Annotated in this window: 13 protein-coding genes; 12 read left to right on the top strand and 1 reads right to left on the bottom strand. The window is 51.5% G+C overall.

The window, feature by feature from the left end; genetic code table 11:
- On the top strand, positions 1-1,359 hold the full coding sequence (locus APU11_RS24300) for a TolC family outer membrane protein (RefSeq protein ID WP_058651262.1): 1,359 nt from the start codon (positions 1-3) through the stop codon (positions 1,357-1,359).
- A 27-nt stretch (positions 1,360-1,386) separates the two neighbouring features.
- On the top strand, positions 1,387-3,120 hold the full coding sequence (locus tag APU11_RS24295) for a lipase (protein ID WP_023622385.1): 1,734 nt from the start codon (positions 1,387-1,389) through the stop codon (positions 3,118-3,120).
- A gap of 56 nt (positions 3,121-3,176) precedes the next feature.
- Here APU11_RS24295 and pspF read toward each other — a convergent pair whose 3' ends face one another.
- Entirely contained in the window at positions 3,177-4,154 is a 978-nt protein-coding gene (gene pspF / locus APU11_RS24290; protein WP_047023082.1) for a phage shock protein operon transcriptional activator, read from the bottom strand.
- Positions 4,155-4,320: 166 nt separating this feature from the next.
- Here pspF and pspA point away from each other — a divergent pair, with 166 nt between their 5' ends.
- The 10 genes from pspA to APU11_RS24240 all read left to right on the top strand — a co-directional run bounded on the left by pspA (position 4,321) and on the right by APU11_RS24240 (position 12,686).
- Positions 4,321-4,989 (top strand): phage shock protein PspA, encoded by a 669-nt coding sequence (gene pspA, locus APU11_RS24285; RefSeq protein ID WP_058651263.1) that lies wholly within the window; start codon positions 4,321-4,323, stop codon positions 4,987-4,989.
- 54 nt (positions 4,990-5,043) lie between these two features.
- Complete coding sequence (pspB, locus tag APU11_RS24280) at positions 5,044-5,268, top strand: envelope stress response membrane protein PspB (protein ID WP_013096404.1); 225 nt, start codon at positions 5,044-5,046, stop codon at positions 5,266-5,268.
- Entirely contained in the window at positions 5,268-5,627 is a 360-nt protein-coding gene (gene pspC, locus APU11_RS24275; RefSeq protein ID WP_013096405.1) for an envelope stress response membrane protein PspC, read from the top strand. Before pspB ends, pspC begins: the two co-directional genes overlap by 1 nt.
- A 12-nt stretch (positions 5,628-5,639) precedes the next feature.
- Entirely contained in the window at positions 5,640-5,861 is a 222-nt protein-coding gene (gene pspD, locus APU11_RS24270) for a phage shock protein PspD (protein ID WP_058651264.1), read from the top strand.
- A gap of 209 nt (positions 5,862-6,070) precedes the next feature.
- Positions 6,071-7,756, top strand: a complete 1,686-nt coding sequence (locus tag APU11_RS24265) for a sugar phosphorylase (RefSeq protein WP_058651265.1) — start codon at positions 6,071-6,073, stop codon at positions 7,754-7,756.
- Between the two features lie 15 nt (positions 7,757-7,771).
- Positions 7,772-9,064 (top strand): ABC transporter substrate-binding protein, encoded by a 1,293-nt coding sequence (locus APU11_RS24260; RefSeq protein WP_013096408.1) that lies wholly within the window; start codon positions 7,772-7,774, stop codon positions 9,062-9,064.
- Between the two features lie 23 nt (positions 9,065-9,087).
- Positions 9,088-9,969 carry a sugar ABC transporter permease gene (locus tag APU11_RS24255; RefSeq protein ID WP_013096409.1) on the top strand — a complete coding sequence of 294 codons (882 nt, stop codon included), beginning with the start codon at positions 9,088-9,090 and terminating at the stop codon, positions 9,967-9,969.
- Positions 9,956-10,798 (top strand): carbohydrate ABC transporter permease, encoded by an 843-nt coding sequence (locus APU11_RS24250; RefSeq protein WP_058651266.1) that lies wholly within the window; start codon positions 9,956-9,958, stop codon positions 10,796-10,798. Before APU11_RS24255 ends, APU11_RS24250 begins: the two co-directional genes overlap by 14 nt.
- A 28-nt stretch (positions 10,799-10,826) precedes the next feature.
- Complete coding sequence (locus APU11_RS24245; RefSeq protein WP_013096411.1) at positions 10,827-11,879, top strand: zinc-binding alcohol dehydrogenase; 1,053 nt, start codon at positions 10,827-10,829, stop codon at positions 11,877-11,879.
- 18 nt (positions 11,880-11,897) lie between these two features.
- Entirely contained in the window at positions 11,898-12,686 is a 789-nt protein-coding gene (locus APU11_RS24240) for a sugar phosphate isomerase/epimerase family protein (RefSeq protein WP_058651315.1), read from the top strand.
- Positions 12,687-12,693 lie beyond the last annotated feature (7 nt).

Below are 12,693 nucleotides of genomic sequence, written 5' to 3'. Positions count from 1 at the left end.
ATGCTTACCGCAAAATTCATACCTGTTGTGTATCTGCTCGCGCTGATGATGCCCTTTTCAGCAGATGCGCTGACACTGACCCAGGGCTGGTTCATGGCGCTGGACAACGATCCGCAGTACCGCGCTGCTGTGAAGGATCAGCTTGCCGGAGAAGAGTACATCCCCATCGGTCGCGCCGGGTTACTGCCAAAAGTCAGCGTTAGCTATCAACGCGCACCGCGTAACTGGCAGCGACAGCAGTACCAGCAGACAAATTTGTTGGGGGAGCGTTCTGAGGTGGTGCAACATCAACAATATGACAGTTATTCGGGATCGGTTACCGTTGTTCAGCCGCTGTTTGATTACGATGCCTATGCGGGGTATCGCATCGGCATTATCAAAAAAATGCAGTCTGATGAACGCTACCGAAGCAGTCTGATTGATCTGCAAAACCGTTTCATTACCGCCTGGCTGGATCTTACCGAGGCGCATCAACGGCTTCAGCTTGCGGCTCTGCATCGTCAGGGGCTGGAAGAGCAGAAAAAGCAGGCTCAGCGACAGTTTGAGGCCGGTGAGGGAGCAGTAACGGATGTCACCGAGACCGCCTCTGCGCTCAGCCTGGCGATTGCGGATGAGGTGGAGGCGCGCGATACGCTGGATACGGCTAACGTTGCGTTATCAGCGATCGTGGGCATGGATCTCTCGCAGACGGCAGCGCTGCCGATACTCGGTGAAAAGCCGCTTAGGCTGCCGCTGGCATCAGGAGACTATCGATACTGGGAACAAAAGGCAGCCGCGCATAATCCCGATATTCTTTCTGCCGGACATAGCGTGGAAGAAAAACGCTATGAAATTGAACGCAGTCGCGCTGGCGCGCTTCCCCGGGTACAGCTTTACGCGATGCATTCGGAGAACGATTCAAGCAACGACAATACCATTCATCAGAAATATCGTACCGACAGCATAGGCCTGCGCGTCAGCATGGATCTCTTTTCCGGGGGCGGCGTTTCAGCGTCCCTGCGTCAGGCAGCGGCCCGCTATGAGCAGGCAAAATATCTTCACGATGCACAGCGGCTGGCGACCTACAGCGAAATTAAAAAATCCTTAAATAAATGCCTCCATGCGTCAGAGCGCCTTGCTGCCTATGCTTCCGCGGTGGACGCCGCCAGGCGTCAGATTGAAGCGACGAAAAAAAGCATTCAGGCTGGTCAGCGCATGAATATCGATTTATTAAATGCAGAACAATCTTTCTATAAAACCAAAGTTGAGCTTACTGCAGAAAAACATGCTGTCATTAAGGCATGGGTCAGTTTGCTCGCGCAGACGGGCGAAATAAACAATGATAACGTTATGTTACTTGATTCGTATTTTGCTCAATGATTGTTGATAATAAACAGAGGGACGACTATGCCTGTATTCGATTATCAGGGCGAGAAAAACACGCAGCTTATTAAGGATGCACTGACCATTGAAAGTATCAATTTTGGTGCAGCCACGTATGCTGATTATACCTATACAGAAGAAAATGGCTGGAAAGTATTAGACGGGACCACGCTTAACTACAGCGGCTGTACTAATCCCTATGGTGCTTTTTATGGCGAAAGTCTTCTTGAAACCAGCGCTGAATGCAACGTTATGGGAAAATATGACGCCAATGGCAAGCTGGTCAATATAGGCATTAGCTTCTGGGGGACGGGCACTTATGCCAGCGCGCCTTCACTTCAGCATACCATCAATACCGCGATGGATACCGTCAGCGACGTATTATCTGCACTCGTCGACGGCTATGCGGATAACTATGTTCTCAACGCGTATAAAAACCTCATGAGTTCGGTGGCCGCGTTTGCCACGGCAAATGGCCTGACCGGTAATGACATCATCATTACCGGACATAGTCTTGGCGGACTGGCTGTTAACAGCATGGCAACCCTGTCCGCACAGGGCCAGTGGGGTGGTTTCTTTGAAGACGCAAGCTACGTCGCATTCGCCTCTCCGACTCAAAACTTGGCCGATGACAAAGTGCTTAATATTGGTTATGAGAACGATCCGGTATTTCGTGTGTTAACGGGTCATAGCTTGACGCTGGACAGTTTATTTAACCACGACACGCCGCTTGAAACCTGCACCAACAACATCGTCTCCTTTAATGATTACTATGCCGGCCTGACCAACGATTGTAAGATCTTTTCGATCGCGAATATGGCGTCCTGGGCCGGGCACTCCGGTCAGGGCTATACGGACGGTGCATTACGAATTATGGATTCTGAAATCTATGATTTCACCCATCAAAATTCCAATATCATTGTTTCTAATCTTTCTGAAGCATACCGTTCCACGACCTGGGTTTCGGATCTCAATAAATCCGTAACGCATGTGGGATCAACATTTATTATTGGTACCGAAACAAATGATTTATTACAAGGAGGGAAGGGTAACGATTATCTCTGCGGTGGTGGGGGAGATGACAGTTTTAAAGATCACAGCGGCTACAACGTTATTTATGGCGGCGCAGGGACTAACACCTACGTAACGGAATGTCATATTGCCGATTTTACGTTTAGCCACGATGCAGAAGGGACGCTGTACTTTAAATATTCCACCGGCGATATTACACGGGCGGAAGATATCCATTACGTTAACGCAGACCACACCTTGTTCAGCCTGTTTGGTATTAACATCAACCAGAACGCGACATGGCAGGTCACGGATTATGGCTTAGAAGGTGACAGTGGCTCAATCGCGTATGCGAAAAGCTATTATGCCGATACAGAGAACAGCTTCACTATCTCGACCGCCAGTAATGACAGCTGGTTCTATTCAGGAGCCAATGACAGTGAGATCAGCGTAAACGGGAACAATAACAATGTGGTTTCCGGGTATGCCGACGACGCCATCCACCTTAACGGCAGCGAAAACACGCTTCTCTTCTACGGTGATTTTGGTCATGACACGGTCTATAACCTCTCCGCCAGCGACAGCCTGATCTTTATGGCTAACCAGAACATTGCCGATAATGACAGCTATCTCAACCACCTGTCGTTTGAAGGTGATAATGCCTTACTCACCTACGGCGACAGCAGCGTCACGCTGGTCGGTGTGAATACCGATATGCTTTCGCAGATGCATATTGCGGTAGCATGACTCTTATCCCCGCGGGATCCTCGCGGGGATAAATCCCGTCAGAATGGCTCTGCCCGTCAGCGCATCTGGTGCTTTTTGAGCAATGCTCTTAACTGGTGGTAGGTTAGCCCCAACAGTTCAGCTGCCCCTTTCTGGTTATATTTCGCCATCCTCAGGCTCTGCTCCAGTAGCTGTTGTTCCTGCTTATGCTGAAACTGGCGCAGATCGAGCGGGAGTGAGGGCCCATCGTTCGAACGCGCCGGCGCGGTAACAGATGGCGCGTTACGCTGAAAAGGATCGAGAATAATGTTGTCCAGTTCCGTTTCGCTGCTGCCGTGACGGTAGACAGAGCGTTCGACGACGTTCTTCAGCTCGCGAATATTCCCCGGCCAGGGGTAGTTAAGCAGCGTCTCCCGGGCATTATCGCTAAAGCCCGGAAAGAGCGGCAGACCCAGCTCACGGCACATCTGAATGGCGAACTGTTCCGCCAGCAGCATAATATCGCTGCGCCGTTCACGCAGCGGCGGAAGCTGGACGACGTCAAAAGCCAGGCGGTCGAGCAGGTCGGCGCGAAATTTATCCTCAGCCACCATTTCCGGCAGGTTGGCATTTGTCGCACAGACCAGACGCACGTTAACCTGTAGCGGCTGGCTGCCGCCGACGCGTTCCAGCTCGCCATATTCAATGACGCGCAACAATTTTTCCTGTACCAGCATTGGCGCGGTGGCCAGCTCGTCGAGGAACAGGGTGCCGCCGTCGGCACGCTCGAAACGGCCAGGGTGGCGCTTTTGCGCCCCGGTAAAGGCTCCCGCTTCATGGCCGAACAGCTCGGTATCCAGCAGGTTCTCATTCAGCGCGGCGCAGTTAAGCGAAATAAAAGGACCATCCCAGCGCCCGGACAGATAGTGGAGTCGGTTGGCGATCAGCTCCTTGCCCGTGCCGCGTTCGCCGATAATCAGCACCGGTTTGTTGAGAGGGGCGAGGCGTGAAACCTGCTCCAGTACTTCGAGAAAGCTGTTAGCCTCACCGAGTAGATTGTCTTTATATTCAGCCATGATGAAATTAACCACTCCTTAGCGAGATTCACCAGGTGAGCTTAGTTCCAATGTGATCGAAAATCAATCACATTCAGTGAAATCAATAAGATAAAAAGTTGGCACGGGAATTGTATTATCTGTACAGCAGGGCATCGCCCGATAACAGAAATGTGAGGATTGAATTATGGGTATTTTTTCTCGTTTTGCCGACATCGTGAACGCCAACATCAACTCGCTGCTTGAGAAAGCGGAAGATCCGCAAAAGCTGGTGCGTCTGATGATTCAGGAAATGGAAGATACGCTGGTTGAAGTGCGTTCTACCTCCGCCCGTGCGCTGGCTGAGAAAAAGCAATTAACCCGCCGTATTGAGCAGGCTACCGCCCAGCTTAATGAATGGCAGGAAAAAGCCGAACTGGCGCTGCGTAAAGATAAAGAAGATCTGGCCCGTGCCGCATTGATTGAAAAACAGAAACTGGCGGATATGGTTACCGCGCTGGAACATGAAGTTACGCTGGTGGACGACACGCTCACCCGTATGAAGAAAGAGATTGGCGAGCTTGAGAACAAGCTGAGCGAAACCCGTGCGCGTCAGCAGGCACTTACGCTGCGTCACCAGGCGGCAAACTCTTCCCGCGATGTACGCCGTCAGCTGGACAGCGGTAAGCTTGATGAAGCAATGGCGCGTTTTGAGTCCTTCGAACGTCGTATCGATCAGATGGAAGCGGAAGCGGAAAGCCACAGCATCGGTAAGCAAAAATCGCTCGATCAGCAGTTCGCCGATCTGAAAGCCGACGATGAAATCAGCGAGCAGCTGACGGCCCTGAAAGCCAAAATGAAGCAAGACAATCAATAATAATTCATGCGGCACCTGAGCGTGCCGCCACGCATCGTACGACAAGGAGTACACATGAGCGCGCTTTTTCTCGCTATTCCCCTGACCATTTTCGTGCTGTTCGTGCTGCCGATTTGGTTATGGCTGCACTACAGCAACCGTTCTTCACGGGACGCCCTTTCCCAGAGCGAGCAACAACGTCTGGTACAGCTGTCCGATCAGGCGAATAAGATGCGTGAACGTATTCAGGCGCTGGAAGCTATCCTGGATGCGGAACACCCGAACTGGAGGGAGCGTTAATGTCAGGACTGAATCTGAATAAAAAGCTGTGGCGGATCCCACAGCAGGGCATGGTTCGCGGCGTCTGTGCGGGGCTTGCCCACTATCTGGATGTACCGGTTAAGCTGGTGCGCGTGGTAACGGTGTTATCGATTTTCTTCGGTCTGGCGTTTATCACTCTGGTGGCGTACATCGTATTGTCGTTTGTGCTCGACCCCATGCCGGAAGGTGAACTGGCTGCAGAAGGCGCACCGAGCAGTAGTGACATTTTGAACCAGGTGGATGCTGAACTCGCCGCAGGTGAAAAGCGGTTGCGCGAAATGGAACGTTACGTCACGTCTGATACCTTTACGCTGAGAAGTCGTTTTCGTCAGCTTTAAGAGAGAACATAGATGAACAAAAACTGGCAACAGGCCGGTCAGAAGGTAAAACCCGGCCTGAAAATCGCAGGTAAACTGGTCCTGCTGACGGCGTTACGTTATGGCCCGGCAGGCGTGGCTGGCTGGGCAATAAAATCTGTTGCCCGTAAGCCGGTAAGACTGTTGCTGGCCGTGGCGCTGGAGCCGCTGCTGCAAAAACTGGCCAAACGCGTTTCCCGTCGATACTTATCCTGATCTCCATGTATACCGCAGTCTTTCTCTTATGAGAGGAGGGCTGCCGGCATTTCTCTTCGTTTTCTTCCTTTTCTGTCTTTCTTTGCGGCAGCTCACATTACTGCGCTGAGTTGCCTTGAGAAGACGTTTTTACCCCCTCAGGTCCGTTGACAGATATTTTTCATGGGAGTAGATTGCGTTCCGTGGGACCGCTACCATGGAAAAATAAAGTGAACGATAAAATTAAAAATTTAATCAATCTTGTTTACGGTGAATCGTTTTCTGAGGCGCACCGTGAAACACTGTCAGGGAAAATCTCCAGAGCTGCAGCTGTTATTACCGAAAGGCGTAAATCCGGTTGGGATGAAAAAGATATCGTCCTGATAACCTATGCCGATCAGTTCTACAATAAAGGGGAGAAAGCGCTGCCTGTTTTTACCCGTTTTTATAACAGATGGCTTTCTCGTTCATTTTCTCATGTGCATCTTTTACCTTTTTACCCGTGGTCCTCTGATGATGGTTTTTCTGTTATCGATTACCATGACGTTGCGCCTGAAACGGGAACATGGCAAGACGTTGCTGAATTAAAACAATATGCCAGTTTAATGTTCGATTTTGTTTGCAACCATATGTCTGCGAAAAGCCAGTGGTTCGCTCATTATCTTGCGCAAAAACCGGGCTATGAAGATTTCTTTATTTCCGTGGATCCGCAAACTGATTTATCTGCTGTGACACGGCCTCGTGCATTGCCTCTCCTGACACCTTTTACACTTGATGACGGAAGCGTTCGGCATCTGTGGACGACCTTCAGCGATGATCAGGTTGACCTCAATTTCGCCTCTCCTGAGGTGTTGATTGCAATGGTGGATGTGCTTCTCCATTACCTGATGGAAGGAGCGCGCTATATCCGCCTTGATGCGGTCGGTTTTATGTGGAAGATCCCCGGAACAAGCTGCATCCATCTTGAACAAACGCACCGTTTGATTCAACTCTTCCGCGCCATTACGGACGCTGTGGCACCGGGTACGGTGATCATCACTGAGACCAATGTCCCGCATAAAGACAACGTTTCTTACTTTGGTGACGGCAAGAATGAAGCCCAGATGGTGTATCAGTTCTCCTTGCCACCACTGGTTCTGCATGCCGTTCATCGTCAGGATGTACGGGCACTTTGTCAGTGGGCCTCATCGCTGAAACTGCCGTCAAAGCAAACCACCTGGTTTAACTTTTTGGCCTCGCACGACGGGATCGGACTTAATCCGTTACGCGGAATTTTACCGGAATCGGAAATTCTGTCGCTGGTGGAAACACTCCAGCAGGAAGGCGCGCTGGTTAACTGGAAAAATAACCCTGATGGTACGCGCAGCCCGTATGAAATCAATGTAACCTATCTGGATGCATTAAGTGCTAAGAAGGATGAAGATACTCTGCGCATCGCCCGTTTTATTCTGGCTCATGCCGTTCTGTTGAGTTTCCCGGGTGTGCCTGCAATCTATATTCAGAGTATTATTGGCTCCCGTAATGATTATGAGGGTGTGGAGCGGTTAGGGTATAATAGAGCAATAAACCGAAAGAAATATCAGTCCGGTGAAATTGATCATAAACTCGACGATATTAATAGCCTTCGTCATAAAGTTTATTCGGGATTGAGTGCGTTAATTTCGTTACGCCGTCAGGAAAAAGCGTTCCACCCGGACAGTCAGGCGCGCTTTGAAACATCCGGGGAGCATGTTTTGAAAATAGTTCGCATTGCCGATAACGGCGAGCGAATAACAGCGCTCTTTAATTTCAGTAATGATATTCAGCACCTCCCTTCAAATAGTCAGACAGGAAAAGATTTAATAACCGGGATCAATATTAACGATACGACGTTGACCCTAAATCCATGGCAGGTTATGTGGATTAAAGAAAACTAAAAAAGGACCTTAACAATGAAAATGCCGAGAATTGTGCTGATTTCAGCACTGGTTTCGTGCGCCCTGTTATCAGGCTGCAAGGACGACACACAATCTTCTGTGACCATCGAGTTTATGCATTCGTCGGTGGAGCAGGAGCGTCAGGCCGTCATCACGAAACTGATTGAGAAATTCGAGAAAGAGAATCCCTCCATTACAGTGAAACAGGTGCCGGTAGAAGAGGATGCATACAACACCAAGGTCATTACCCTCGCGCGGACCGGCGCACTGCCGGAGGTGATTGAGGTCAGCCATGACTATGCAAAAGTGATGGATAAAGAGCAGTTGCTGGACCGTGACGCAATTGGCGAAGCCATTAAAGCCGTCGGTGAAAAGACATTTTATGACGGCATTCTCCGTGTTGTTCGCACGGAAGACGGCACCGCGTGGACGGGGGTGCCAATTAGCGCCTGGCTGTCAGGCGTCTGGTACCACAAAGATGTTCTCGCCGCGGCGGGTATTAAAGAGCCGCATAACTGGCAACAGCTGCTGAAAGCCAGTCAGATGCTCAACGACCCGGCTAAGAAACACTACGGTATCGCGCTTCCAACCGCTGAAAGCGTCATGACCGAGCAGGCCTTCTCCCAGTTTGCCCTTTCAGGTGGGGCAAATGTCTTCGACGCGCAGGGCAACATCCAGATCGATACGCCTGAAATGTTAAACGCGCTGGCGTTTTATAAAGAACTGGCGAAGAACACGATGCCAGGCTCGAACGACGTCATGGAGATCAAAGACGCGTTCATGAACGGTTCCGCGCCAATGGCGGTTTACTCCACCTACATTCTGCCTGCCGTGTTTAAAGAAGGGGATCCTGCCAACCTGGGCTTCGTGGTTCCAACGGAAAAATCGTCTGCGGTTTACGGCATGGTGACGTCGCTGACGATCACGACCGGCCAGACTGAAGAAGAAACCAAAGCCGCTGAGAAATTTGTGACCTGGATGGAGCAGGCTCAAAACGCCTCGGACTGGGTCATGATGTCTCCGGGGGCGGCGTTACCGGTGAACAAACTGGTGGTGGATACCGAGAGCTGGAAAAACAACGAGGTCATCAAAGCCTTTGGTCAACTGCCGTATGAGCTGATCGCACAGTTCCCGAATGTGCAGGTATTTGGGGCCGTGGGCGACAAAAACTTTACCCGCATGGGCGACGTGACAGGTTCCGGCATCATCAGTTCGATGGTGCATAACGTGACGGTGGGTCAGCAAGACCTCAACACCACGTTAAGCAACAGCCAGAAACGCCTGACTGACCTGGTTTCACAACGATAGGAGCGCTTCTGCGGAAGGAAATTATGAAGACGTTGTTTTCTGGTCGTTCAGATATGCCTTTCGCCATGCTGCTGTTGGCCCCCAGCCTGATTTTGCTGGGGGGCCTTGTGGCCTGGCCAATGATTTCCAACATTGAAATCAGTTTCTTACGCTTGCCGCTCAACCCGCGCATTAGCGCGGTGTTTGTTGGGCTGGATAACTACATCCGTATTTTGAGTGATGCAGCGTTCTGGCACTCCCTGTGGATGACCTTCTGGTATACGGCCCTGGTGGTGATAGGTAGCACGGGGCTAGGGCTGGCTGTCGCCATCTTCTTTAACCGGGAGTTTCGGCTGCGCAAAACGGCGCGTTCGCTGGTGATTTTATCTTACGTCACGCCGTCTATTTCACTGGTGTTTGCCTGGAAATACATGTTCAACAACGGCTACGGCATCGTGAACTACCTGGGGGTAGACCTGCTGCATCTGTATGACCAGGCACCGTTGTGGTTCGACAACCCCGGCAGCAGCTTTGTGCTGGTGGTGCTATTCGCCATCTGGCGCTACTTCCCGTATGCATTTATCTCGTTTCTCGCGATCTTACAAACGATTGATAAATCGTTATACGAAGCCGCAGAAATGGATGGTGCGAATGGCTGGCAACGTTTTCGCATCGTCACGCTGCCCGCGATTATGCCGGTGCTGGCCACGGTCATCACGCTGCGAACTATCTGGATGTTTTACATGTTTGCGGACGTGTACCTGCTGACTACCAAAGTCGATATTTTGGGCGTCTATCTCTACAAAACGGCGTTTGCCTTTAACGATTTGGGTAAAGCTGCGGCTATCTCAGTGGTGCTGTTTGTGATCATTTTCGCCGTCATTCTGCTGACCAGAAAAAGGGTAAATCTCAATGGCAACAAATAAACGCGTACTGGGTCGTATAGGCTTTTACCTTGGGCTCGTGGCGTTCCTGATTATCACGCTGTTCCCATTTTTCGTGATGCTGATGACCTCCTTTAAAAGCGCCAGAGAGGCGATATCGCTGCATCCGACCATTCTGCCGCAGGAGTGGACGTTACAGCATTACATCGACATCTTTAACCCGCTGATTTTCCCGTTTGTGGATTACTTCCGTAACAGCATGGTGGTGTCACTGACCTCGTCGATCGTTGCCGTGTTTCTCGGCACGCTGGGGGCTTACGCCTTATCCAAACTGCGTTTTAAAGGGCGTACGACGATCAACGCCAGCTTCTACACCGTCTACATGTTTTCAGGGATTCTGCTGGTGGTGCCGCTGTTCAAAATCATCACCGCGCTCGGCATCTATGACACCGAACTGGCGCTGATTATCACCATGGTGACTCAGACGTTACCTACGGCGGTGTTTATGCTGCGCAGCTATTTCGACACTATCCCGGACGAAATAGAAGAAGCCGCGATGATGGATGGCCTTAACCGCCTGCAAATCATCTTTCGCATTACCGTTCCGTTAGCGATTTCGGGTCTGGTGTCGGTCTTTGTCTACTGCTTCATGGTGGCGTGGAACGACTATCTGTTTGCCTCCATTTTCCTGTCCAGCGCCAGCAACTTCACCTTGCCGGTAGGGCTGAACACCCTTTTCAGTACGCCAGATTACATCTGGGGCCGCATGATGGCGGCATCGCTGGTGACGGCACTGCCGGTGGTCATTATGTATGCGCTGTCTGAACGTTTTATTAAAAGTGGTTTGACCGCCGGTGGCGTTAAGGGCTGAGGCGGCCAATTTTAACAAGGAGTGAGTAATGAAGAAGTTAGTTGCGACAGCGCCGCGTGTGGCAGCGCTGGTCGAATATGAAGACCGTCCCGTTGCCGTTCATGAAGTGAAAATTCGCGCCCGCTTTGGCGCACCGAAACACGGCACCGAAGTGGTGGATTTCAGGGCGGCGAGTCCGTTTATCGACGAAGAGTTTAACCCTGACTGGCAACTGTTTACGCCGCGTGAAGAGGGGGCGGCTCGCGGGATCGAGTTTGGTAAATTCCAGCTCGGGAACATGATCGTCGGGGACATCATTGAGTGCGGCGCTGACGTAACGGAATACCGTGTCGGAGACCGCGTTTGCTGTTATGGACCGCTACAGGAAACGGTCATTGTGAATGCCGTCAACAACTACAAACTGCGCAAAATGCCTCAGGGCGCCTCCTGGAAAAATGCGGTCTGCTACGACCCGGCACAATTCGCAATGAGCGGCGTACGTGATGCCAATGTGCGGGTAGGGGATTTTGTCGTCGTCGTTGGGCTTGGCGCGATTGGTCAGATCGCCATCCAGCTGGCAAAGAAAGCCGGTGCGTCAATCGTTATCGGTGTCGATCCTATCGCGCACCGCTGCGACATTGCCCGTCGCCATGGGGCAGACCACTGTCTGGATCCGATTGGCACGGATGTTGGTCTGGAAATCAAAAAACTGACCGGCAAGCAGGGCGCGGATGTGATTATCGAAACCAGCGGCTTTGCTGATGCGCTGCAGTCTGCGCTGCGCGGACTCGCGTACGGCGGCACCATCTCATACGTGGCCTTTGCGAAACCGTTCGCGGAAGGCTTTAACCTGGGGCGCGAAGCGCATTTCAATAATGCGAAAATTGTCTTCTCCCGCGCCTGCAGTGAGCCAAATCCTGATTACCCACGCTGGAACCGTAAGCGTATTGAAGAGACCTGCTGGGAATTGCTGATGAACGGCTATCTCAATTGCGAAGATTTAATCGACCCGGTCGTAACGTTTACCACCAGCGCTGAGAGCTACATGACCTATGTCGATCAGCATCCTGAACTGAGTATCAAAATGGGCGTCACGTTCTGAGCTATGGAGAGCATGAAAATGAAAATCGCAACGCAAAACCAGGCCTTTTTCCCGACAAATAACCTGGAAAAATTTCAATACATCAAGGCCATGGGCTTTGATGGGTATGAGATAGACGGCAAGCTGCTGGTGGAGAACCTTGAAGAGATTAAAGCGGCCATTAAGGCTACAGGGCTGCCGGTTACCACGGCCTGCGGCGGGTACGATGGCTGGATTGGTGACTTCATCGAAGAGCGTCGCCTGAACGGATTAACGCAGATCGAACGCATCCTTGAAGCGTTAGCAGAGGTGGGCGGTAAAGGAATCGTGGTTCCTGCCGCCTGGGGGATGTTTACCTTCCGCCTGCCGCCGATGACGTCGCCGCGTAGCCTTGAAGGAGACCGCAAGGCGGTGAGCGCCTCGCTGCGCCAACTGGACGAGGTGGCGGCGCGCACCGGCACCACCGTTTACCTGGAGCCGCTGAACCGCTATCAGGATCACATGATCAACACCCTCGCGGATGCACGTCGTTACATCGAAGAGAATGGGCTGAAATATGTTCAGATTATCGGCGATTTCTATCATATGAATATTGAAGAAGACTCGCTGACGGAAGCGCTGCACCAGAACCGCGACCTGCTGGGCCATGTGCATATTGCCGATAACCATCGTTATCAGCCGGGAAGCGGCTCTCTTGATTTTGCCGCTCTGTTCGACCAGCTGCGTGCCGATTGTTATCAGGGTTACGTTGTTTACGAGTGCCGCGTTCGCGCTGACGATCCTGCGAAGGCCTATCAGGATTCTCTCACTTATCTGCGTGAATGCTAAGGATGAC

Source organism: Enterobacter sp. 50793107 (assembly GCF_001463365.1).
In the GTDB taxonomy this organism is placed as follows: Bacteria; Pseudomonadota; Gammaproteobacteria; order Enterobacterales; family Enterobacteriaceae; genus Enterobacter; species Enterobacter cloacae.
This window is presented reverse-complemented; position numbering and strand designations above follow the sequence as displayed.